At 64.8% G+C, this 22,582-nt stretch carries 17 protein-coding genes; 7 read left to right on the plus strand and 10 right to left on the minus strand.

Annotated features, from left to right (window positions below; genetic code table 11):
• The first annotated feature begins 1 nt into the window (after nucleotide 1).
• The 4 genes from IWX77_RS11945 (at nucleotide 2) to IWX77_RS11960 (ending at nucleotide 4,585) form a co-directional block, all read left to right on the plus strand.
• The gene (locus IWX77_RS11945) at nucleotides 2-1,198 is read left to right on the plus strand and encodes a DUF1972 domain-containing protein (protein ID WP_442784466.1); all 1,197 of its coding nucleotides are present in this window, start codon (nucleotides 2-4) and stop codon (nucleotides 1,196-1,198) included.
• The gene (locus IWX77_RS11950) at nucleotides 1,195-1,968 is read left to right on the plus strand and encodes a CDP-alcohol phosphatidyltransferase family protein (RefSeq protein WP_196844734.1); all 774 of its coding nucleotides are present in this window, start codon (nucleotides 1,195-1,197) and stop codon (nucleotides 1,966-1,968) included. Before IWX77_RS11945 ends, IWX77_RS11950 begins: the two co-directional genes overlap by 4 nt.
• A gap of 128 nt (nucleotides 1,969-2,096) precedes the next feature.
• Complete coding sequence (locus tag IWX77_RS11955) at nucleotides 2,097-3,563, plus strand: polysaccharide biosynthesis tyrosine autokinase (protein ID WP_196844735.1); 1,467 nt, start codon at nucleotides 2,097-2,099, stop codon at nucleotides 3,561-3,563.
• On the plus strand, nucleotides 3,563-4,585 hold the full coding sequence (locus IWX77_RS11960) for a glycosyltransferase (protein WP_196844736.1): 1,023 nt from the start codon (nucleotides 3,563-3,565) through the stop codon (nucleotides 4,583-4,585). The genes IWX77_RS11955 and IWX77_RS11960 overlap by 1 nt, the downstream gene beginning before the upstream one ends.
• Before the next feature lie 26 nt (nucleotides 4,586-4,611).
• Here the strand turns inward: IWX77_RS11960 and IWX77_RS11965 are convergent, their stop codons facing one another.
• The 4 genes from IWX77_RS11965 to IWX77_RS11980 form a co-directional block, all read right to left on the minus strand.
• The gene (locus IWX77_RS11965) at nucleotides 4,612-5,691 is read right to left on the minus strand and encodes a glycosyltransferase family 4 protein (RefSeq protein ID WP_327012174.1); all 1,080 of its coding nucleotides are present in this window, start codon (nucleotides 5,689-5,691) and stop codon (nucleotides 4,612-4,614) included.
• Nucleotides 5,684-6,658: a glycosyltransferase family 2 protein gene (locus tag IWX77_RS11970; protein ID WP_196844738.1), complete on the minus strand. Its 975-nt coding sequence runs from the start codon at nucleotides 6,656-6,658 to the stop codon at nucleotides 5,684-5,686. Before IWX77_RS11970 ends, IWX77_RS11965 begins: the two co-directional genes overlap by 8 nt.
• Nucleotides 6,659-6,736: 78 nt before the next feature.
• A complete protein-coding gene (locus IWX77_RS11975) occupies nucleotides 6,737-10,219 on the minus strand; it encodes a PKD domain-containing protein (RefSeq protein WP_196844739.1) in 3,483 nt (1,160 codons plus the stop codon).
• Between the two features lie 270 nt (nucleotides 10,220-10,489).
• Nucleotides 10,490-11,227: a hypothetical protein gene (locus IWX77_RS11980; RefSeq protein WP_196844740.1), complete on the minus strand. Its 738-nt coding sequence runs from the start codon at nucleotides 11,225-11,227 to the stop codon at nucleotides 10,490-10,492.
• Nucleotides 11,228-11,426: 199 nt separating this feature from the next.
• Between IWX77_RS11980 and IWX77_RS11985 the strand changes: the two genes are divergently transcribed.
• Nucleotides 11,427-12,500 carry a glycosyltransferase family 4 protein gene (locus IWX77_RS11985; RefSeq protein ID WP_196844741.1) on the plus strand — a complete coding sequence of 358 codons (1,074 nt, stop codon included), beginning with the start codon at nucleotides 11,427-11,429 and terminating at the stop codon, nucleotides 12,498-12,500.
• On the opposite strand, the gene IWX77_RS11990 is transcribed toward IWX77_RS11985, so the two are convergent.
• Complete coding sequence (locus IWX77_RS11990; RefSeq protein WP_196844742.1) at nucleotides 12,497-14,383, minus strand: hypothetical protein; 1,887 nt, start codon at nucleotides 14,381-14,383, stop codon at nucleotides 12,497-12,499. The two genes, IWX77_RS11985 and IWX77_RS11990, sit on opposite strands and share 4 nt — an antisense overlap.
• A 318-nt stretch (nucleotides 14,384-14,701) precedes the next feature.
• Here IWX77_RS11990 and IWX77_RS11995 point away from each other — a divergent pair, with 318 nt between their 5' ends.
• Nucleotides 14,702-15,220, plus strand: coding sequence for an adenylyltransferase/cytidyltransferase family protein (locus IWX77_RS11995; protein WP_196844743.1), 519 nt, complete (start codon nucleotides 14,702-14,704; stop codon nucleotides 15,218-15,220).
• A gap of 97 nt (nucleotides 15,221-15,317) precedes the next feature.
• Here IWX77_RS11995 and IWX77_RS12000 read toward each other — a convergent pair whose 3' ends face one another.
• The 5 genes from IWX77_RS12000 to IWX77_RS12020 all read right to left on the minus strand — a co-directional run bounded on the left by IWX77_RS12000 (nucleotide 15,318) and on the right by IWX77_RS12020 (nucleotide 21,394).
• Entirely contained in the window at nucleotides 15,318-16,550 is a 1,233-nt protein-coding gene (locus IWX77_RS12000; RefSeq protein WP_196844744.1) for a right-handed parallel beta-helix repeat-containing protein, read from the minus strand.
• A gap of 229 nt (nucleotides 16,551-16,779) precedes the next feature.
• Nucleotides 16,780-17,640 carry a hypothetical protein gene (locus IWX77_RS12005; RefSeq protein ID WP_196844745.1) on the minus strand — a complete coding sequence of 287 codons (861 nt, stop codon included), beginning with the start codon at nucleotides 17,638-17,640 and terminating at the stop codon, nucleotides 16,780-16,782.
• A 303-nt stretch (nucleotides 17,641-17,943) separates the two neighbouring features.
• The gene (locus IWX77_RS12010; RefSeq protein ID WP_196844746.1) at nucleotides 17,944-18,996 is read right to left on the minus strand and encodes an acyltransferase family protein; all 1,053 of its coding nucleotides are present in this window, start codon (nucleotides 18,994-18,996) and stop codon (nucleotides 17,944-17,946) included.
• Nucleotides 18,993-20,060: an acyltransferase family protein gene (locus IWX77_RS12015; RefSeq protein WP_196844747.1), complete on the minus strand. Its 1,068-nt coding sequence runs from the start codon at nucleotides 20,058-20,060 to the stop codon at nucleotides 18,993-18,995. Before IWX77_RS12015 ends, IWX77_RS12010 begins: the two co-directional genes overlap by 4 nt.
• A complete protein-coding gene (locus IWX77_RS12020) occupies nucleotides 20,057-21,394 on the minus strand; it encodes an O-antigen ligase family protein (protein WP_196844748.1) in 1,338 nt (445 codons plus the stop codon). The genes IWX77_RS12015 and IWX77_RS12020 overlap by 4 nt, the downstream gene beginning before the upstream one ends.
• Nucleotides 21,395-21,618: 224 nt before the next feature.
• On the opposite strand from IWX77_RS12020, the gene IWX77_RS12025 reads away from it, so the two are divergent.
• Nucleotides 21,619-22,572 (plus strand): hypothetical protein, encoded by a 954-nt coding sequence (locus IWX77_RS12025; RefSeq protein ID WP_196844749.1) that lies wholly within the window; start codon nucleotides 21,619-21,621, stop codon nucleotides 22,570-22,572.
• The last annotated feature ends 10 nt before the right edge of the window (nucleotides 22,573-22,582 follow it).

The raw sequence follows: 22,582 nt of genomic DNA on the forward strand, positions 1-22,582 counted from the left end.
AATGATCGGTACCCGCGGAGTACCCGCAGCCTATGGTGGCTTTGAAACTGCCATCGAGGAGATCGGTCGACGACTCGTCGACCGCGGCCACGACGTGACCGTCTACTGTCGCCGCACGGCCCAGCCGGTGCCAAAGGAATACCTCGGCATGAAGCTCGTTGAACTGCCGGCGCTGCGCCACAAGATCCTCGAGACCTTGAGCCACACCGGGCTGTCGGTGCTTCACGCGACCCTGCATCGCCCGGCCGATGTCGCTTTCGTGTTCAACGCCGCCAACGCCCCCTTCGTTCCCTTGTTGCGGCTGCGCGGAATTCCCAGTGTCGTGCACGTCGATGGGCTCGAATGGAAGCGCGATAAATGGGGCGGCGCCGGTCGGCGATACTATCGCTGGGCCGAGGAAGTCTCGGTACGTGAAGCGGATGCCCTCATCGCCGATGCTCAGGGAATCGTCGACTACTACCGGGACGAGTTTTCCATTCCGACGGAGCTGATCTCGTACGGCACCCGAATTTTGCACGACACCCCGACCGATCGACTCTTTGAACTCGGACTCCGCCCCGGCGGCTACCACCTCGTCGTCGCCCGTTTCGAGCCGGAGAACCACGTCGACGTCATCGTCGAGGGATACCGCGCAAGCGGCGCGCTGCTGCCTCTCGTCGTCGTCGGCTCGGCACCGTATGCGGCCGATCACACCACCCGCATCAGCGACCTGGCCGCATCCGATTCCCGCATTCACATGCTCGGCAGCGTCTGGGACCAGGACCAGCTCGACCAGCTCTACACGCACGCCAGCACCTACCTGCATGGTCATTCGGTCGGCGGCACCAACCCGTCCCTCTTGCGGGCGATGGGTGCCGGCACCAAAGTCATCGCGTGGGACGTCGTCTTCAATCGCGAGGTACTCGGCGCCAATGGTGCCTACTTCTCGCGGGCGGACTCCCTCAGCGCCCTGATCGAAGACGCCGAGGTCAGCCCCGAGCGAGTCGCGGAGGTTGCGGCGGCACTGCAACAGCGCGCCGAGCAGCTCTACAACTGGGACAGCGTCACGGCCAGCTACGAACAACTCGCCCGGCGCGTGGCCGTGGGCTACAGCACCCGCCGCCAAAGCAACGGCCGCGCCGGAGTCTCGGCCTGGAGCCTTTCCGACAGCATGAGCCCACAACCGTCAACCGCACCGACCAGGGGGATCACATTATGACCAGCTCTCCAGCTCAGGCCACGAGGGTGACCGAAACCTACTTCGACACCGTGCGCCGATTGTCCTCCGCGCAAAAGACCGCTGCCCGTGGGGCGCCGGCGTATTCCGTCTACGTGAACCGCCGGGTTGGCCGGTACCTCGCGGCCGGCGCATTCCGTCTGGGCCTGACCCCGAACAACGTCACAGCGATCAGCGCTGGCTTCACCTTCTGCGCCATCGGCCTGCTCGCGATCGGTGAGCCGAGTTGGTGGCTCGGAATCGTCGTGTGGCTGTTGCTCGCCACCGGGTATGCCTTCGACTCGGCCGACGGCCAGGTCGCGCGATTGCGCGGTGGTGGGTCGCCCTCGGGTGAATGGCTCGATCATGTCGTTGACTCCATCAAGATCTCCACTTTGCACCTGGCGGTGCTCATCACGATGTTCTCGCACTTTCCGCTATCGAATTCGGCCTGGCTGCTCGTGCCGATAGGGTTCACGGCCGTGGCCGCAGTGTCATTCTTTGCAATGATTCTGAATGACCTGCTCAAGGCCAAACATGCGCCCTCAGCGCCGCTCTCCGCGGCCCCCCGCACCGTAGTGCGGTCCCTTCTCGGTGTGCCAACCGACTACGGCGTGCTCTGCCTGGCCTTCGTGCTGCTCGGGGCTCCGCTGGCCTTCCTCGGCCTGTACGCCCTGCTCTTCGTCGCCAATGCGCTTTATCTCGCGCTCGCGCTCGGCAAATGGTTTCGGGACATGACCGCGCTGGGTCGCGCCGGAGTGGCCCGACCGTAGCCCGGCATTCGCTGTTCTCAGCGCGTGAGCCTGCCGTGTAACCCCTTCTGGGGATGCTCTCTCGTGCGTTCAGAGGTGAGTATTAGTCAACGTGATTGTAGTGTGGGGCCAACCGGACGGAGATAGCTGTGGAACCAATCGACTATTTGAGAACCATCACGAGACGGTGGCTGCTCATCGTCATCGTGGGCCTTCTCGGCGGTGCGGTGGCGTGGGGTTATGCGGCCACCCTCCCCGCGCAGTACCAGGCTACCAACAGCGTCTTCGTCACGAGCGACCGGGGTGAGACCACCAGCGAGCTTCTGCAAACGTCAACGTTCACGCAAAACCTCGTGCAGTCGTACGCGCAACTCGCCACGACGCCGACCGTTCTGGAGCCGGTGATCAGCCAGCTCGGATTGAACATTTCCGCCCAGGCCCTCGCTTCCCGCGTCACCGCGGTTACTCCCATCAACACCGTGTTCATCAACATCACCGTCACCAGCCGATCTGCGGAGCAGGCCGTGGCCCTATCCGATGCCGTCTCTAGTTCCCTCGCCACCACGGTGGAGAATCTGGCGCCGAAGGGACCCGACAAACTGCCGTCGATTACGGTCAAAACGGTTTCTCCCGCGCAGCTCCCCGGTAGCCCGTTTGCACCGAACACACAGCTCATCATCATCACCGGATTGTTGCTCGGGCTCGTTCTCGGCGTCCTCTACGCCCTGGCCCGCGAGGTGCTCGACACCCGCGTGAGCACGGAAAAAGACCTCGACCGGGTCTCGTCCGATCCCCTGCTCGGGATTGTCGGTCGCAAGAAGCGCACCGACCCGGCCGGCCTGGTGATGCGGGTGATGCCGCACAGCGCTCTAGCCGAGGCCTACCGCAGGGTGCGGGCCAACCTGGAGTTCATCGACGTGGACAGCCCCCCGCGCAGCACCGTGGTCACATCGGCGGTCACGCGCGACGGCAAGTCGACGACCGCGATCAACCTGGCCCTCGCCATGGCGGAACGGTCCTTGCGGGTGCTGCTGATCGATGCCGACCTGCGGCGCCCGTCGATCGCCGAGCTGTGCGACCTCGAAGGCGACGTGGGCCTCACCACCGTGTTGCTCGGCGATGTCGGGCCCGACGATGCCATCGTGCGCTGGTCGGACGGGCTCGACGTGCTGCCGTCCGGCGCCGTACCGCCCAACCCCGGGCAGTTGCTCGGTTCGGCGGCGATGAAGACCCTGATGCAACGCCTGCTGCTGGACTACGACTTCATCGTCGTTGATTCGCCGCCCCTGCTGCCGGCCACGGATGCCCTCGGCCTATCGCACCTCACCGACGGCGCCATCGTTGTGGCCCGCTACAAGTCGACCACCCGCCAACAGTTGGCGACCACTCTGGAATCACTCGAAGCGGTCAATGCCCGCATCCTCGGCATCGTGCTCAACCAGGTGCGTGAACGCCGCGCCGAGGTGTACTACGGGCCGCTCGCTCCGGTAACCGGCGTCGCCCCACTGACTCCGGGTACGGCCAACCGGGTCACGGCCACGAGGACACCTCGCACCACCTTTGATGAGACGGGCCGCCGCAGCTCCCGCACGTCGGAATCGACGCGGTCGTCGTAGTGCGGGTCCTCCAGTCGTTTCCGGAGGGCCGCGTTACGACGAACCCCTACCTGCTGCAATTGAGCCGGTCACTGGGCCCGCACGTGGAGGTGCTCGGCTTCACCTGGCGCCGTGCGCTCACGGCCCGGTACGACGTGTTCCACGTGCACTGGCCCGAGATTCTGTTGCAGGGTCGTACGCCGGTGCGGGCACGAGCCAGACGGATGCTGTTCCGCCTGTTCTTGGCGCGGCTGCGGCTGCGTCGTACCGCGGTTGTGCGCACCGTGCACAACGTGCGCAGCCACGAATCAGCGCCCCGGCGCGATCAACGGTTGCTCCGACGCTTCGACCAACGCACCACACTGTGGATTCGGCTCAACCCCTTCACCCCGGTGCCGGCGGGCGCGTTGGAGCGCACAATTCCGCATGGCGATTACCGGGACTGGTACTCGGCCCAGACGCCAGGCGCTCCAGTGCCGGGTCGACTGCTCTACTTCGGGCTCATTCGCCCGTATAAGGGCGTAGACGTCCTCATCGATACTTTTCGCCAGCTCGGCGCCGGCGCTCCTGGCGACTCCACGTCGGCCGTCACGCCGACCCTGCGCATCGTGGGGTCTCCCCAATCGAGCGAGCTGGCCCAGCGCCTGCAGCTCGCCGCGGCCGGCGACCCACGCATCGAGTTCGTGCTGCGCCACGCGAGCGATGCCGAGCTGGCCGACGCCATCGGTGCCGCCGAACTGGTGGTATTGCCGTATGCCGATATGCACAACTCCGGCGCCGCCCTGCTGGCACTCTCGCTCGACCGGCCGGTATTGGTACCCCGGAACGCGGTGACCAACGCACTGGCTGAGGAGGTCGGTGCCGAGTGGGTGCTCACCTATTCCGTACCGCTGTCGGCTCGGGTTCTGGCCGATGCCATCGCGGGTGCCCGGCGGCCGCGCAGCACGCGTGCACCCGACCTCTCGCAGCGCCGCTGGACCGTCGGGGCAGCCGACCACGTTGAAGCGTATGGCCGAGCCGTTCAGGCTCTGCGCTCACGCTGACCGCACCCGATAGTCGGGCCCCTGGCTCAAGCGCCGGCGAACAGCCAGGCGTCGGCAGCGAGGCGACCGTCAACGGCCGGCAGATCGTCGGCGGCGGGGCGGGGGGCCTGCAGTGCGTGCACCACGGCATCTGCCAGCTGCTGCGGGGTGCAACCCGGCGCGACCACGTCGTGGCCGTGCTCAGTAAGCCAGGTCGCAAGCCCGGTTTCGGTCGTGGTCACGATGTGGCAGCCGTGCGCGAGTCCCTCGACAATCGGCAGGCCGACCTGTTCGCGCCAGGTGGCGGTCGGCTGGCTGGGTAAGGTCAGCACGCGGGCGCGCCGCAACTGGCGATGAATCTCGCCGCGCGGCGGGTCGATCAGCAGCTCGATCGTCGGGTCCCCCGCGACGGCCTGCCGCGCCCGATTTTCCAGGGCGCCCTTGCCGATGAGGGTGAGCCGTGCCTGGGGAAGCGCCGCGGTCACGAGCGGCCATGCTGCGAGAATGTTCGGCAGCCCCTTGCGGGGGGCGAACGCCCCGAGAAAGACGACCCGGCTGCCATCGACGTCACCGTCAGGCGTGCAGGTGCACCGGGCCGGCAAGGCCGGAATAACGGCAGAGATGGCATCCCGGGTGGGTTCGGGCAGGGCTGTGCGGTAGGTGACCCGGGAAGCATCCGTTCCGAAAACGATGCGGTCGGTCTGCCGCCAGACAAAGCGGGCGGCGACTCCGTTGAGGCCACGGCGCAGTCGTGCCCGTGCGCCGAGCTCGCGTTCGAACGGGTCGGCGTTTTCCAGCGCGTAACTCACGATGATCGCTCGGCGACCGCCGAGCAGGGCCCGGAGTCGGAGGGCGCTGATCGCCAACGCGCTGGCCCACACGCTCGAGAGCATGAGCGGTTCGCCAATTTCGAGCGTCGTGACCGGGGAACGAGCCAGAAGCCAGGCAGCGCGCAGCGGGTGAGCCTGCACGACAACGAGGCCCCGGGCGAGCTCCTCGTGAAAGTCATACCTTTTAATACGGAACAGAATGACGGCCGGCGGCAGTTCATGCGCTCGTTCGAGGTGGGCGCTGCGCAGGGTGCGGTACAGCCGTGCCCGGTCGGTCCGAATGCGGCTGCTAGCCACGCTTGTACTCGTGGTACACCGACCCCACCGAACCGGCCAGCATGCCCGCGCCGCGGGCGGCCGTACGCAGGCCGCGGGCACGCAACGGCACCTGGCCGACGACCGATCCGGCGAGGTAGCGCACGATCCCGCCGCAGACTCGTGCGACACCGCGCGCTTGCAGGTTCAAGCGCACGAGGATGCGCCTGCCGTTTTCGGTTTCGTCGAGATTAATGCGACTCCAGGTGTTGCCCATGCGAAACGCCCGTTGCAGCACCCATTCTCGGGTGAGGCGGTCCACCGGCACCACATCGATGACGATGGCTTCGTCGCACCAAATCATCTGCCCGCCGCGTTGGTGCAGCTGCCGGGTAAACAGCGAATCCGACCCGCCGGAGAGCCCGAACCGTTCGTCAAAGCTCAGCCCCAATCGACGCACCTGGGCAAGGTCGAGCAGCAGATTGTTTGTTGCGGCGAGCGAGACCGGCGTGCCGGTGGTGAACCGTCGGCGCTCGAAGAAGCCGCCGGCCCGAATCCACTGGTCGGGTTCGGTGTCGAACTGCGAGAGCACCGGGCCAACGACGGCTGCGGGCCGGTAAGTCGAATAGGTGTCGAGCAGTTGCACGAGCCAGTGGCTGCTGGGCCGTTCGTCGTCGTCGATGAAGATGAGGAGGTCGGCGTCGCGGCCTTCCTGCAGCGCACGGTTGCGCGCCGAGGCGATACCGGGGGTCGGTTCGTGCACGTAGCGGATGGACGCCCGACGAGTCGATGCGGGCTCCGCCGCCTCCAACCAGCTGGTCTCGGCCACTAGGGCGCGAGCTCCGGCGTCGGGATCGTTGTCGATGACGACGATCTCCACCGGCGCGAGCACCATGTCGGCCTGGTCGAGCAGCGCCGGCAAGAGCTTTTCGAGGTCGGACGGGCGACGATAGGTCAGCACGGCAATCACGACGCACTGGTCAGTGGTGGATCGGTTGACACGTGACATGACCAACCCCTTCTGTAATGGTGCGATCGGTGCAGATCCTGCAGAAACGAAACGGTGCGCTCGTGAACGAGGCCGGAATCAATTGGCTCGCGTCACGATCAGATCGTCAAAGGTGGCGGTGACGGGCGTCACCGTGGCGGTCGACCCGAGATAGAAGGCCAGACCGACGGCACCGGATGTCTGCATAGCGGCGGTTGAATCCGTTACCGTAATCTGCCAGGCCGCCGGCTCTGGAGTGCCGAGCGCCCAGACCTTAGCTCGAATCGTGGTCGGCGCCGACCCGGTGACCTGCATCCGCAGCTGCACTGCACTTCCGGTCGTGTACGTGAGGCCGGCGATGTTCAGGGCTTTCAGGCTGGTCGCACCGCGCATGAGCTGCAGCTGCACCACTCCGGTTGACAGGTTCTTCATGCGCACCCGATAGTCGTCCGTACCGACCCGGCGGCCGATCAGCGAGGTGTACGTGCCGGATCCGGTCGCATCCTGCTGAAGAGTCGTCGTGACGATCATGTCGGTGTCGAGCAAGGACACGCCGGAGAGATAGGCGTTGACGGTGGCTCCGGCGGCGGCCCTGAGACGGCCGACGCCCCCGCTCACCGAGTAGTTCGATGCCATACCGGTGGTGGTCCAGGCTCCGCCGGTGTCGGCGGTACCCAGACCGGTTGCCACGGTGCGCGTGAACGCGTCGGTGGCCAGCGGAATGTTTGGATCCACGTTCGGCACCACGACCGTTTGCGTTGTCTGCGCGGTGGCCGTGGAGTTATCGGTCACCGTGAGGATCACGTTGTAGCTGCCGGGGGACGCGTAGGTGTGTGACGCCCCCACACCGGTACCGGTACTACCGTCACCGAAGTCCCAGCTGTAGCCGGTGATGGTTCCGTCACTGTCGGTGGAGGCGGAGGCATCCGTTGCAATCGCAAGCGGTGTTACCTGATAGCTGAACGCCGCAGTCGGTGCCACATTGGCCGGCGGGTCTGTGGCATCGACCGTGCGGCTCGTGACCGTGCTGGCCCCGGCATTGTCGGTGACGGTGAGGGTGACGAGGTAGCTGCCGGCGGCCGCGTAGGAGTGCGTTGTTGTGGCTCCGGTTGCGGTGCTGCCATCACCGAAGTTCCAGGCGTAGCTCGTGATGGTGCCGTCGGAGTCGGCGGACCCCGCCGCGTCCACGCTCAGACCGCGATAGGTGATCGCGCTGCTGAATGAGGCGGTCGGCGGCACGTTGGCCAGCGGACCGGATCGACCGATCGAGTTATGCCGGGCGATCGCACTGGCACTGAGGGCCGTATTGTAGACGGCAACTTCGTCGATGTCGGCGGCGATGTAGTCACTCGCTGGTCGGTTGGTCCAGCCGCTGAGGTTGTCACCGCCAATGCGCCAGTACCCCTGAATCGGCGCGGCCGTGGTTGTGTCGGTGCGCTGGGCGGCCAGCACCCCATCGACGTACAAAGACATTCCGTTCGCACCGACCGATGCGACGATGTGGTGCCACTGGCCGTTGTTGTACGACGCGGTCGTGTTGACCGTGCGCAGAACGCCGGGCTTCACGCCGAACCAGAGGCGCCCGGCGTTATCCATGTAGACGTGGCGGTCGTAGGCTGCGGAAGCGCCGGTCACAGCGCTGCCCAGCCCGATGATTTTTCCACCACGGGTGGTGGTGGTCTTCACCCATGCTTCGACAGTGAAGGCGTCTCGGGGCGTCTCGAAGGCCGAGGAGGCGGCGGTTCCCGCTGTGGTTCCACTGAACTGCGAGGCGGTGCCCGAGTCCGCCGCGAGCGCGCCCGCGACATTTCGGGTGACGCCAGTACCGGTGGTTTCATTTGAGGCGGCAGCCCAGTCGTAGGCCGTCGTTCCGCCCGGTTCGCCGAGCGGCCAGTATGACGTCGGCGAGTCGCTCTGCACGGTCTTGGCGTAGGCGTTGTACTCGCCCGAGCCGGCGGCGGTGACGCTGGTGGGGTTGCCGGTTCTCACATTGCCGAAGGAGTCCCGCACCCGCACCCGGTAGGCGTAGCTCTGCCCCGGTGTCAGCCCGGTGTCGGTGAATCCCATGGGCGGCCGAGACCAGTCGGTCGACAAGCCCGCCACCGTGCCGACGGAGACTCCGTCGCGCAGCACCTCGTAGGTGAGCCGTTCGTTGTCCCGATCGAACGCGGCTTTCCAACCAATGCGGGCGGTGCCGGCCGACAGGGAATCTACCGTGGGTACGAAAGCAGATGCCGCGAAGGCTGCGTTGGCCACGCGCGGGCCTTCCTTGTTGGGGGCGATCGCCGTGCTGGCGAAGCGAACCAGGCCCTGCTGACCCTTGTTGTTGACGTTGGTGAACTCGCCCCCGTAGAGCAGGTACTGCCCATTCCCGGTTATCGTCCAAGGCCCCTGGCCCTGGCCGGTGAACGTGCCCGAATTGATTTCGGGGTAGAACGTCAGGATGCTCGGGCTGGGCTTGCCGGTGAAGCTGGCATAGCTGCCGACGGCGTTGGGCGTGAGAGTACCGGTTGCCGCCATCGAAAAGGTCAGCGTGCGGTGATAGGAGCGCGGCGCGGTCTCGACCGGTCCACCCATGTTGCCGCAGTAGTGAACGTGACCGGTGGTGTAAACGACGTTACCAAACGGCACCGCGGAGTAGGTGTCACCGTGGCAGTCTTCCATCCAGACCAGCGATCCGTCGCTCCAGTTGACCCGAAAGGTGCCCTCGAAGTTCGCGCCGCTTCCGTAGTCGTATCCGGTGCCGAAGGCGCCGTCAGCCGATGAGGTCAGGCTCGTGATGGCTCCGTTGACGCCACCATTACGAATCAGAGCGTTTACGGCCCAGGGCAGGGAAGCTCCGGTAACCGAGTCCGTCGCGGCCATACCGTAGCCGGGAGTATCGCTGTTGTTGTACGAAGTGAAGGAACCACCGATGAGAACCTTGGTGCCGTCCGGCGAAATCGCCATGGCGTTGACCGACCCACCGACCGGATTACCAGTCCAGCCCCGAATTGCACCGTTTGACGCGTCAAACGCGGCGGTTTGATTGCGGGCGACCCCGCTCGCCGAGGTGAATACACCGCCCACATAGACGGTGTCGCCATAGCTGGCCAGACTTTTCACCGACGCGTTGACCGTTGGGGCCCACGACGAGACGAGGGTGCCGCTGGCGGTGTCGAACGCTGCCAGACGATACCGGGTCACCCCTCCGACCGTGGTGAAGAATCCACCGGCATAGAGTCGGGTGCCATCGGCGGATGCCGCGAGCGATCGAACGGCACCGTTGAGGTCGGGATTGAAGCTCATGTTGAGTACGCCGGTCGTGAGGTTGTACGCGAGCAAATTGTTGCGCACGACCTCGTTGACTCCGGCGGCCGAGCCGGCGGGCCGGGCCTTGGTGAACTCGCCTCCGGCGTAGACCGTGTTGCCGATAATCACCTGGGACCAGACGACCCCGTTGATCTGGGTCGTGGGCAGTGCATCGGCGGCAACGGTGACGGGTGTACGGGAATCCACCGGGCTGGTGTCGGCCTGTGCCATGAGTGGTGCAGTCACGCCACCCGCCAGCACGGTCACGAGTACGGTCACGAGCGCGGTCATGCTGGTCAGCGCGCGTAGCCAGTGGGCACGCGTCGGCCGAGCACCTCCCGCACGTGAGTGGGTCCCGTCGCGCAATGAGAACATGGGCGGGTTGTCATGCAGGCGAGACGCGGGGAGAGTTCGCACGAAGATTCCTTACTCGGGAGCAGCTGCCGGGCAGTCGGGTAGCCGGAGCATTTCTCGGAGTATAGTGAGAATCTTTCACTGATGGATGCCCCCTTTCCGGGGGTACATCCCCCGCACGCCCAACGCGGCCGTCAGGAGTCGTGATCAGCGCGGGGCTGCGCCCTCGAAAAGCACGATCGGCACGCCCACGGAGTAGTCCACGGCGATGCGCACCTGGTCGCGTTGGTCGCTCGGCACGGTGAAAACGAAGACTCCCTGCTGGGTCGCGCCGGGCGCGACCGAGTCGGGGAACGGGGCCCCGCCCGAAGCCGTCAATTCGGTGGCGGGACTCTGCCCGGCGCCGAAAAACAGGTTGACGACCGTGGAGGTCAAAGACACGGTGTCTCGCGTGTCATTGCGCACGGTCACGCTAAAACGCAAGGAAGGACCGCCCACCTCGCCCGGCCCGCGTGCAACTCCGTCGACCGCCTCGAGTGTGCCGATGCTGAAAACCACGCCAGGTAGGGCCGCGGCGGAGTCGGTGAGCGGAACGGGAGCCTGCGCGGCAGGCGGGGCCGGTTCGGCCACGGCGCCCTCGGTCGGCGCGGGAGCGGCAGCCGGAGGCGCCGTTGGAGACGGAGTGAGTGACGGGATGGGCGGCGGGGTGGGCGACGGCGCCGCGCTCGGCGTGGCGGTTGACCGCTGGCTCGGCGTAGGGCTTTCGCTGGTTTCCGCCGCGTTCGGGGCGGCCCCGTTCGACGCGGCGACGCCGGCGACGACGAGCACGACGATGAGCACCGCCAGCCCAGCGGATGCAACGATCCACCAGACGCGCTGTCGATTGTTCGGCTTCCCGCCCATGGTGGGGCCGGAGCTGTTATCGACGGGGTGGCGCACTGACATGGTGGATCTCCAAGTTGCTCGGGTAGTCACACAATCGGGGAGAACCGTCGTGCAGCTGTTTAATACGTTGCAGTTATTAATACACGGGGTTCACCTTGATTCCTAGGGGGTTCGCGAGCCCCGTACGGGGGTATCCGCTCACGCTGTACAGTGTGAAAAACTGACACCCGATCAGCATTCGAACAACGAGGCGACAGACATGAAAATTGCCATTCTGCACGGCAGCAATGATGCCTACGGTGCCTCCAAGGTGCTGTGCCAGGAAGTGGAATGCCTGGTGAGCCTCGGGCACGACGTGCTCGTCGTGGTTCCGCACACCGGCCCGCTGGCCACCGATTTGGCGCATTTCGGTGCTGCAGTGTCGGTCGTCGTTGACCCGTCGCTCGTGGTGTTGCGTCGCAGCAAATTGACCGACCTGCAGCATCCGCTGACCCTGCGTCATGACGTGGCCCGCGCAGATGTGGTGGTGCTATGGACATTGGCATTGAGCGCGTACATTCCCCTGCTGCGGTTGCGACGTCGACGATTCTATGTTTCGGTGCACGAACTGCTCTTGGGTCGAGTTGGCGGCCTGCTCGTGCGCATCCTGTTGGCCTCCGGCAACTTTCCGGTGTGCGCGTGCAGCGAAGCCACTGCAGCGTGGTTGAACGATCACGGTGTTGGCCGTGATCGCCTGACGGTCACCTCTCCGGTGTTCAGTGCCGTCGAGGCGGTCCCGGACCGCACCGTGCATGATCCGCTGACGCTCGCCGTCGTGGGGCGGGTCAACGGACACAAAGGACACCTCGAGGTCGCCCAGGCACTCCAATCGTCGGCGCTGTCCGGTTGCGGCTGGCGGCTTCTTCTTTTTGGTGCGCCGTACCCCGGACAGGATGACGCCTTGCGTGCCGTCCTGGCGCTCGTGAAACGTGACCCGCGCATCGAATACCGCGGTGAAGCGGCCTCCGTGGCAGCCATCGCCGATCAAATCGATGCCGTGGCCTGTTTTCCATCAACACCGGAACCGTTCGGGTTGGTGCCGATCGAAGCCTGGCGGGTCGGCGTGCGTTCGGTCGGCTTTGCGGACGGCGGCGCCGGAGAAGTTCTTCCGGTCGTCGGCGGCCTCGGGGTGCGCCGCACCGACTCCCCCGACCGCGATATCACCGCCGCCCTCGTCGACCTGGCCGTGGCGGTGAAGGCGCATTCGCGCCTGCCCGAACCGGCCCAGGTCAACCCGCTCTTCTCTCAGGACCGCCGCCGCAACCTCATCGCTCAGGTCGTGACGCAGAGCTAGGCGGCGGGCACCTCTGGGATCGGCAGGAGAGTGTCGTCCGGGGCCGGCTTCAGCTCCGGCGCCCGCGGTTCTTGGGGCAGTACCGGCTCAGGCTTCACCTCCGGGACGGGTGCGGGTGCGGGTGCGGGTGCGGGTGCGGGTACGTCGTCGGGGACCGGCGCGACCTCCGGCGTCAGCGTTTGATCGGGGGCATTTGTCGGCACATCCGGCGTGATGGTCGCGTCGGGAGCCGTCTTGTTCGCGGCGCCGGTCGCCTTGATACCAGCCGAGGTTCCAGTCACCGTGTTGCCGAACGGATCGGTGGCCCGCAGTTGATAGGTATACGTCGTTCCACCCGATCGCCCGGTGTCAGTCCAACTGATGGTTGGCCGCTTCCAGTCCACCGACAGCCCGGTTTGTGTGCGCACCACGACACCGTTTCGCAACACCTGGTACGTGAGCTGTTCGTTGTCGCGATCATAGTTGGACTTCCAGGTGACCTTCACCGAGTTCGCACTCGGGGTGCTGAGCGTGGGCTGAAAGTTGCTACCCGTGGCCTTCGGACCCTCCTTGTTGGGCGCGATCGACGACACCGCGAAGCGCACGAGGCCTTGCTGCCGTTTGTTGTTCACGATCGTGAACTCACCACCGTAGAGAACGTATTGGGAGTTTGCCGCGAGATTCCATGGGCCCTGCCCCTGGCCGGTGTACGTTCCCGTGTTGATGTCCGGATAGAACGCCAGCAGGGTCGGCCTCGGCTTCCCCTCGAAGTTGAAGTAGCTGCCGCCGGTCACGTTCCGGGTGATAGTGCCGGTGGGAGCCTTGGTGAAGGTCAGGGTGCGGTGGTAGCTGCGCGGGTTCGTCTCCCCGAACCCGCCAATATTGCCGCAGAAGTGGGCGTGGGCGGTGGTGTACACCACGTCTCCGACCGGCACGGCCGAGTAGGTATCACCGTGACAGTCTTCGATCCAGACGGTGTTGCCACTGCTCCAACTGGCCCGGAATGTGCCCTCGAACATCGCGCCGGGACCATAGTCATACCCGGTGCCATAGACGCCATCGGCATCGGAGGTGAGCGACAGGATGGCACCGTTGGGCCCGGCATTCTTGATGAGCTTCCCGATATTCCAGGTCATGCCGGCTCCGGTGCTTGAGTCTGTCGCAGCCATGCCGTAGCCGGGAGTCGTCGCGCCGTTGTACGAGGTGAAAGAGCCGCCAATGACGACCCGATCGCCGTTCGGTGAGACCGTCAGCGCGTTCACGGCGCCATCGGGAATGGTGCCCTTCCAAGCGCCCAGAGCACCGGTGGAACTGTTGAAGGACGCCGCCTTTTGTCGACTTTGTCCGCTGGCCGAGGTGAAACTTCCACCGGCGTATACCGTGCTGCCGAAGACGCCGAGGGCGCGCACCGTTCCGTTCGCTGTGGGCTTCCAGTCCGTCAGCAGCGCCCCGGTCGCCGTGCTGAAGGCCGCGAGCCGCGTGCGCGCTACCCCGCCGACGGTGCTGAAGCCACCACCAACGTAGATGCGCGATCCGTCAGGGGAGGCGGTAATCGCCCGCACGACGCCGTTCAAACTGGGGTTGAACGATGTCATCACTCCGGTCGACAGGTTGTAGGCCATGAGATTGTTGCGCGACACCTCGCTCGTGCCGGCTGATGCTCCTGCCGGACGCGCCCTGGTAAATTCGCCGCCGACGTAGACCGTGTTGCCCACGATCACCTGCGACCACACGACGCCGTTGATCTGCGCCGTGGGCAGGGCATCCGCTGCAACGGTCTTCGGGGTGGAAGCGCTGGGCGGTGACGTGTCGGCCTGGGCCGCTCCCGTCCCGGTAAATATAGCGCCGACAAGAACTGCCGGTGCGACCAAGGCTGTCACGGGAGAGCGAAAACGCCACAACATAGGAGAGCCTCAATTTCTTTTGGTCGGTGGCCTCGAAACGACCCCCGGTGTGTGGGAATTATACTCAGTTTCCTTTTTTTCCCAAGCCGCATAATCGAAATTTGCAGGGCCAAAAATTGGCGCAATTATGAAAGAACCGCACCGGATGCTGCGCCAGCCACTGTGACCGGTGACCGGTGACCGGCCACAGTGACGCGCCGCATTGCACCCTAGTCACGTCGCTGGATAGACGTTAGGATTCCTCACTACTTCCACATAATTCTCCTACCCGAATCCTGCCGCGCACGCGGGGCAGCCTGAGAGAAATCTGAGCACTTTATGGCCGCAGAATACCCCCTCCCCCACCAGCCAGACGCCGACGGGGCGAAACCTCTTCTCATCGGCTACGCCGCTGGCGGGTTCGATCTCTTTCACGTGGGCCATCTCAATATTCTCAAGCACGCCAAGAGTCAGTGCGACTACCTGATCGCCGGCGTGGTGTCCGATGAAATGCTGGAGCTGACGAAGGGCGTCACCCCGGTGGTGCCCTTGGTCGAACGTCTCGAGATCGTGCGACACATCTCATTCGTCGATGAGGCTGTTGCCGAGGTCGTAGAAGACAAAATGGAGACCTGGCGCCAGCTGCGATTCGATGTCTTTTTCAAGGGTGACGATTGGCGTGGCACACTACGGGGTACACGCCTCGAGCATGAATTTGCGACTGTCGGCGTGGAAGTCGTGTATTTTCCGTACACGGTCAACACCTCCAGCACGATGCTACGCCGAGCGCTCGACGCGCTGACGCGACCGGATGCCACGGCACGCTGGCAGGCGAAAACGATTGAGGGCACCTCCTAGAGCCAGCCACCGCCCCCGCCACCGCATCGACCAAAGGGCGGGTCCCTCGTGCACCGCACGAGGGACCCGCCCTTTCGTTCCTGGCCGGGTGCGCCGGTTACCCCGGGTGAACTACGACCAGGGTGTCGTCGGGCGTGTAATAGTTGTGCGCCATCTTCACCTTCGTGGACGACTGGGCAATCACCGCGCAATCATCGACCCGAGTGTTACGGCCAAACGTGTTGTCACTGATGACCACGCCCTGCAGGGGGCCGTACGCTTTTTCAGCGAGGTTGATCGAGCATCCACCGCCATCGGCGAGGTTATTCGTGATGGTGAGATTGGACACGTCACCGCGGTCCTGGGTGACCTGCACGGAGGCGTTCCACGCATCGGTTAGCCGATTGCCGTCGATGCGAATGTTCGACCCTTCCTGAATCTGAATGGAATCGTCATGGCTCGGCGTTCCGCCCTGATTCGGGTCCCGGTCGTAGTGTAGGTTGTCGTGCACCCACGAGTCCGTGATCGCGACGTTTCCACCGGTCAGGTGAATGCCATCAATCACACCGTGAATGTTGAGGCGGGTTGCCTCAAAGTTATAGCCGTAGATGCCTTGCACGTCGGGTGACGGCGTGGAGGGAAACAGTTCGGTGTCGATGATGCGCAGATTTTCGAAGCCTCCGAGATTGCCAATGAGGGCCATCGGACCGCTCAGGTCCCGTCCACGCACGATCGAGTTTCTAATGGTGACATTGGGCGCTTCGATCTTGACCATGCCGCGAATGTCCAGGCCGTCAATGACGGTTCCGGCCTTCGTGATTGTCAGGTCACCGTTATGCACCGTCAGCGCGGTGCCGGCAGGCACTCCGGTATTGCTGGCGTTCGGTGTGCCTCCCGTCGATGGTGGAGTCGGCACCGGAACGGGAGCCGGAACCGGAACCGGAACCGGAACCGGAACGGGGGCGGGCGCTGGGGCCGGCACCGGCGCCGGGGCCGGAGCAGGAACGGGAGTAGGAGCTGGCGCTGGCGCCGGCTGCGGCGCGGGCGCCACAACCGGCGCTGGAGCCACCGGCGGAAACAGCTGCGCCAGGAGCCAGCGCAACTGGGCCGGGGTCAGGCCCGTTTTCGACGCGGTGTCGGCCGCGGGGGTCACCACCGGGTCGGCGACCCACGAGGAGATCGTGTAGTTCGCCTCCGACGGTTCCGTGGCTTGGGCGGGCGCGATCCCAATGAATGCACCGGTCAGTCCCAGGGCGACAGTGGCGATGGCCGTCGTGCGCGCACGACTAAACCGGGAACGAACGTTCCTGGGGGCGGGTAAGCCGTGGATTAGTTTCGAGTTGAGTTTCATAAATGTAATTTCGTGTCCTGCACACGTTTCGGGACGTGTTGGGCGGGGCAGCTGAAGGGAGCCGCCGGTCGTTGGTACAGCTTTCCGTATCAGAAAGAGTTGGTCAAACGGAAAGTTGTGAATACCTTGAGGCGCGCGAGCGCACTACGGGCTGCCCCGACACGGGAGCATCGGTTACCGCACAGTGCCACTGGGCACAGTGCTGATCATGTGGCAGCCGAAGGGCGGGCTACCCGGCATGCACCGAGACGATTGTGCTGTCGGGTGTGTAGTAATTGCGTGCCGTGCTGATCTTGGTCGTACTGGGCGAAATAATGGCGCAGTTGGCGACCTTGGTATTGCGGCCGAACTTATTGTCGGTGATCACGGTGCCGTAGACGGGGCCGTACGATTTCTGGGCCACATTGATGGTGCAGGCTCCGCCATCAGCGAAGTTGTTCTTGAAGGAGAAGTTCGACACGTCTCCGGTGTCCTGGGTGATCTGTACCCCGGCATTGTGGGAGCCGCTCAGGGTACTTCCATACACCGTGATGTTGCTGCCCTTTTGAATCTGGATGGAGTCATCATGGCTCGGTTTGCCGCCCTGATTCGGGTCACTGGCGTAGTGCAGGTTGCCGTGCAGCCAGGAATTGGCGATAGTGACGTTACTGCCGGTGAGGTGAGCACCGTCAATGACGCCGTGGATGTCGACGCGGGTCAGGGCAAAGTTGTAGCCGTAGATCCCATTGATATCGGGTGACGGCGTCGACGGGTACAGCTCCGAGTCGATGATCCTCAGGCCGGAGCGCCCACCGAGGTTGTTGACCAGCGCAGCGGGAGCACTGACACTCCGTCCGCGAATGATCGAGTTTTTGATCGTCACGTTGATCGCGTTGATCTTGACCAGGCCGCGAATGTCCAGTCCGCTGATGACGGTGCCGGCCTGGGTGATATTGAGATCGCCAGTGTGCACCTTCAGGACCGTACCAGAAGGAACTCCGGTGGTGCTGTCGCTCGCGGTGGCGATACGCACGACGCCTCCGGTTGCAGCCTGAGCCGGAGCGGCCAGGCCGGCCAGGGGGATGAGCAGGGCGAGGGTGACGGCGGCCACGAAGCTCGGGCTCCGCGTGCTCGTGAAGCGCCACGTTCGTGTGCGCTCAGGGCGAACCGGGTGGGGCAACTCGGAGCGGTTGAGGCGGGGACGAGGTGGATCAAAACGGTGGACGTCCGGGTGGTGCACATTGGTGGGATGGGTACTGCGGTGACTGAGGCTTGAGGGTCGACGATGGGTACGCGAGATACGATCGGTCATGAATTCATTTCGGGTGGTGCACGTTCGGGTATGCGGTTGAGGCAACCGCAGGGAGTCACCGATAGTGTTTAGAGTGTTACCCAAAAATGAAATTACGTCAAATCAACCTGGCGGGCTCGTCGAAATCACGGCGCGCTGCGGCGTAATGACCCAGGATGCGACCGGCACCGTGAAGACACCCGGAACCGCGTGGAACCGCCGGTGCAGCGCCAGAGCAACCACTATCGCTCCGGCGCAGAGCAGCGGCGGCAACGCTGTCGCAATCATCGCCGGAACGCGCACGTCGAAGGCGACCAAAATAGCCGCGAGCGCCGTCATCGGAAAGGTGTGCAGGAGATAAATCGGCAGGGTGCGGGAGCCGAGTGAGCGCACGAAATCGAAAGCGGGCATCCTGGCGAGCAGCACGGCCACGGTGATGCCGACGATGACAGCGAGCGTGCTCAGCACCAGCAGCACGAACGGAACCCGGGTCAGCGTCAGTTTCGTGGTGATGACGACGAGTGCGGCGTACCCGAGGCACAACATCGCAACATGCCACCACCGTACGGATGGCACGAGGCGACGTACGAGCGGCCCCACGTAGATGGCGGCGATGAAAAACACGAGGTATTTGCCCATCTTGTCCCAGGGCGAGCCGGTGTGCAGCAGCTGCGCACCGAACAGCACCGCGATGACCATGGTGAGCGCGACCTGCAGGAGCGGAGGCCACCGCCGCATCAGCCAGGACAGGGTGAAAAACAGGGGCAACGCGTAGATGAACCACAGATTGGAACTGGGCCGAAGGAACAGGGTGACAAGGCTGGCCCACGTGGCGTTCGGCGTTCCCGACGGGCTGATCGGCGGCAGAGCGAGCAGAAAAAGCGTCTGCATGGTGACCCACGCACCGTAGAGATACAGGAGCAGCGACATACGCTTGCGAAACAACTGCCAGTACGGCAAGCGGATGGCCGACGCGGCCAGAATTCCAGACATGAAGAAAAACAGGGGCATGCGAAACGTGTCGAACAGCGGATTGAGCGGGGCGAGTGCGCCGGCCAGCCCAACCTCGTCCAAGTACATGATGGAGTGATAGAGCACGACCAGGGTGATCGCGATTCCCTTCGCGACGTCGATCCAGGCGTCTCGGCCCGGGACTATTGCCGGCACCCCGGTCATGTCGACTCTTCGGTCGATCGGGCGGGGCGAATGCGGCGGCGGCGCTGCCCGAGCTCGGTGACAAACGGCGGCGGCTCGTAGGCGTAGCGCAGCCAGCTGCGCGATGCGAATCGGTTGAGCGCGAGGGCGAGCAGAACGGCCGTGACCGCGAGAATGGGCGGGAGTATGGGCGCGATACCGGCGAGGGCGGGAAAGAAGTTCGGCAGGGAGAGCACGAAGGAAATCAGGATGACGATGGGTGTGTGCGCCAAGTAGATGGGCAGGGTGACCCGCCCGATCGCACCGAACCAGCGCGCGCCGCGCAGGGTGCGACTGAACGCGATGCCGCCGATGACACCGACCAGGCAGTTGAGAAAGTACAGGCCGAATACGTCGCGCAGCTCGAGCAGCGCGACGGTGGCGGTGACGGCCACCCACAGTAGTATCGCCGCACCGATCAGCAGCCGGCTGTCGACCGTGCCGATGCGAATGATCCAGCTGCGCAGGTAGATGCCCGCCAGAAAGAAGAAGTAATACTTGAGCGAGCCGGACCAGCCCACGTTGGCCGTCTCCAGTCCGCTCAGGGCGACGAGTGACACGGCGCCGGCGATCACGAGTTGCAGCCGAGGATCCACCCGGCGGCTGAGCTTGGCGACGACGAAGAAGATCGACAACGCCCAGATGAACCACAGCTCAAACCGGGGCAGTACCGGCGACATCACGAGGCCCAGCACTGCCTGGCGCAAGCCGAAGCCCTCGCCCTTCATGGTCTGGCCGAGCAGGAACACGATCGAGCCGACCACCTCCCAGAGCAGGAACACCCAGAGGTAGAGACGCACCTTGACCGTCCACAGATCGCGCCAGGGCTTGAGAAGCCATTTAGGGGCGAACAGGCCCGATAAGACGAAGAACAGGGGCATGCGCATCGACGACAGCCCGTCGTTGATTTCTCGCCAGTACGGAATATCGAAACCGGCGCCGAGCAGCCAATTCACGGAGTGGAACAGGGCGACGAGCAGGATGGCGATACCCCGACCGGTGTCAACCCAACCGATGCGTTCGGTCGACGGCCTCGTGCCGCTCATCGTCGGAGCCGAACCAGCGCGGGGCGGAGGGCTGCGGGGCGCAGCAGCGCGGCATCCGTTGCGGCGGGCGCCTTGCGGGTGATGAGCAGTCCGAGCACGAGCACGAGCAAGACCGAGGAGCTGAAGAACGGGCCGAAGAACATGAACCAGACGGCCTTGATGCCGAGGTAGAGCAGCACGGCACTGGCGGTATTGGACGACACGTGCTTGCCGATGCTGCGCACGATGAGTACGAGAATGATGAGGGCGAGGAGAAGCCCGGGAATGCCGAAACCTGCCCAGAAATCGCCGATGATCGAGTGCAGTTCGACGTGCCCGCCGAACATGTAGTTATCGACGTACCCATTGTTCGGGTCGTAGTGGATTGCCGCCATACCGGTTTTGGCGGCCAGGATATCTTGCGGATTGGGTGCGGTACCCACGCCGAACCCCCACGGCTGATGCTGCATGAGCGCGATCGTCGCGGTGAGTTCAGGACGGCCGCCGAGGATGAGCGAACCGGTCTCCTCGAGCTGGGCGAGGGTGCGCTGCCGGGTGGCTTCCCCGAGCGCTCCGTCGAGGATGAGCGCCTGGATCACGTTGAAAACGATGAGGGCGAGCACGCCGAGTCCGAGCAGGGCGCGCAGTGCCGACTTGCCGCGCGTGGGTCGGGTGGGGCGCATTTGCCAAGCGACCAACAGCACCGTCAGAAGCATGAACGCGAACGTGGATCGGGCATCCGTCACGGTGGCGACGACGGTGAGCAGCAGCGCGACGGCTAGTTCCAGCCAGCGACGGCGCAGCTGCAGGGTGATTCCGAGCAGCAGAATGGTCAGGGCCACCGAGTATCCGAACCGCCACGGGTTGGCCGCGTACAGCTCACTTGAGGGCGAGACGCCGAGCAGAATTCCGACGCCGTACCAAATTGCGATCTGGGAATCCGGCAGAACCGTGCGCGCCCAAAGCACGAATCCAACGCCGGCCAGCAAACCAACCAGACCGGCGATCGCGCCGAGGGCCTGGCCGAGGCTCGTGTCGTGCGTGGGTGCCGACAGAGCGGCGAGCCAGATGCCCGAGCCGATCGCGACCACTCCGCCGAGCAGAAGCAGTCGTGCGCCCCAATACTGGCGCAGCACCGGAAACCACACGGGAAACAGTGCCACACAGGCCACGGCGCCCACGGTGACGCCCTGGTCGATGTCGAGCCGCATCGCGACGACGACCAGAACAACCACGACGATGAATTTGTTGACGATGGGCGGCGCCCGGTACACGAAACGACCCGTGCGGGTACGCGGGGGCGGCGCCGGAGCGGGGCGCAGTGCTGTTTCGTTGGAGCGCACCTGAGGGGACACTAGCCACCACCACCCGGGCCGCACAGGAACGGTACGGGCACCGACTCCTGTTGCGCAGCCACATCGTGCATAAGAATAGACGGCTCCGTGCAGTAGCGACAAGAGCGATCCGACTCAAACTGAGAGAACATCACCCCCCCGAGAAGGGGGCGCGGGGGTGGGTGGCCTGCCCTGTATAGTGGCGATTTCATGAGAGATTTTCATCGTGCGACCGGAAGCAGCCTGTGGTCATCAATAAACTCGATCGGCTCTTCGCCGACCTGCGCCGGGACCCGGCCGCCTTGGCCCAGCGCGCGGGTATCAGGGCACGCCTCGCCAGCCTGCGACTGACCAACCGGCTCAGCCGCCGAGCCGTGACGGGATCGGGCGCCGTCGTGGTGAACCTGACCTCGTTCGGCCATCGAATCGACCTGGTGTTCTACGCCCTCGAGACCATTGCTGCCGGGCGAGTTCGCCCCCGACGGCTGATCCTCTGGCTCGATGACACGACGACCGTGACACACCCGCCGGCCACGCTTCGTCGCTTGCAGCGGAGGGGTTTGGAGATTCGTTCCTGCCCCGACTTCGGGCCGCACAAGAAGCAATATCCGTATGCCCTGACCGGGCCGACGCTTCCCCTGGTCGCCGCCGACGACGACGTGTTATATCCTCGCACGTGGCTGGCCGAGCTGCTCGAAGCGGCCGCTCGGCATCCGCTGGATATCACCGGCCAGCGCGCCCACACCATCACCTTCGACGGCGACCGGGTGGCGCCCTATTCCGAGTGGGTCGCCGCCCGCGGCACTGCCGCAAGTTTTCGAACGCTCTGCACCGGCGTCTCCGGCATCTACTACCCGCTCGGGTTGCTCGACGCCCTGCGCGCCGAGGGAGACGCCTTTCTGCGAGTCGCCCCGCGGGCCGACGATCTGTGGGTCTACTCGGTGGGAGTGCGGCACGGCATTCGCGCGCGACAGGTCGGCGAAAGCCAGGCGGAATATCCGGCGATTCCCGGTTCGCAACGCGGCACCCTCTATCGGCTGAACGTGACCGAGGGCGGTAACGACGCGCAGTTCGCGGCGTGCGTCGGCGCGCTCGAACGACAGCGGGTACTGCGCGATGACCCACGCGATTCGGGTGGGTTGTCCAGTCTTCCGCTGGAGCCGTCTGCCGTGCCGGTGGTGAGCGACGTTGGTGCCTAGGCGACCCCGC

This window comes from Cryobacterium sp. CAN_C2 (genome assembly GCF_015751745.1).
Classification (GTDB): Bacteria; Actinomycetota; Actinomycetes; order Actinomycetales; family Microbacteriaceae; genus Cryobacterium.

Excerpts from the sequence above, each read along its gene's own strand:
- IWX77_RS11945 (WP_442784466.1), top strand. The coding sequence starts at position 2 with ATGATCGGTACCCGCGGAGTACCCGCAGCCTATGGTGGCTTTGAAACT.
- IWX77_RS11950 (WP_196844734.1), top strand. The coding sequence starts at position 1,195 with ATGACCAGCTCTCCAGCTCAGGCCACGAGGGTGACCGAAACCTACTTC.
- IWX77_RS11980 (WP_196844740.1), bottom strand. The coding sequence starts at position 11,227 with ATGTCAGTGCGCCACCCCGTCGATAACAGCTCCGGCCCCACCATGGGC.
- IWX77_RS11990 (WP_196844742.1), bottom strand. The coding sequence starts at position 14,383 with ATGTTGTGGCGTTTTCGCTCTCCCGTGACAGCCTTGGTCGCACCGGCA.
- IWX77_RS12000 (WP_196844744.1), bottom strand. The coding sequence starts at position 16,550 with ATGAAACTCAACTCGAAACTAATCCACGGCTTACCCGCCCCCAGGAAC.
- IWX77_RS12010 (WP_196844746.1), bottom strand. The coding sequence starts at position 18,996 with ATGACCGGGGTGCCGGCAATAGTCCCGGGCCGAGACGCCTGGATCGAC.
- IWX77_RS11985 (WP_196844741.1), top strand. The coding sequence starts at position 11,427 with ATGAAAATTGCCATTCTGCACGGCAGCAATGATGCCTACGGTGCCTCC.
- IWX77_RS11970 (WP_196844738.1), bottom strand. The coding sequence starts at position 6,658 with ATGTCACGTGTCAACCGATCCACCACTGACCAGTGCGTCGTGATTGCC.
- IWX77_RS11995 (WP_196844743.1), top strand. The coding sequence starts at position 14,702 with ATGGCCGCAGAATACCCCCTCCCCCACCAGCCAGACGCCGACGGGGCG.
- IWX77_RS11975 (WP_196844739.1), bottom strand. The coding sequence starts at position 10,219 with ATGACCGCGCTCGTGACCGTACTCGTGACCGTGCTGGCGGGTGGCGTG.
- IWX77_RS12015 (WP_196844747.1), bottom strand. The coding sequence starts at position 20,060 with ATGAGCGGCACGAGGCCGTCGACCGAACGCATCGGTTGGGTTGACACC.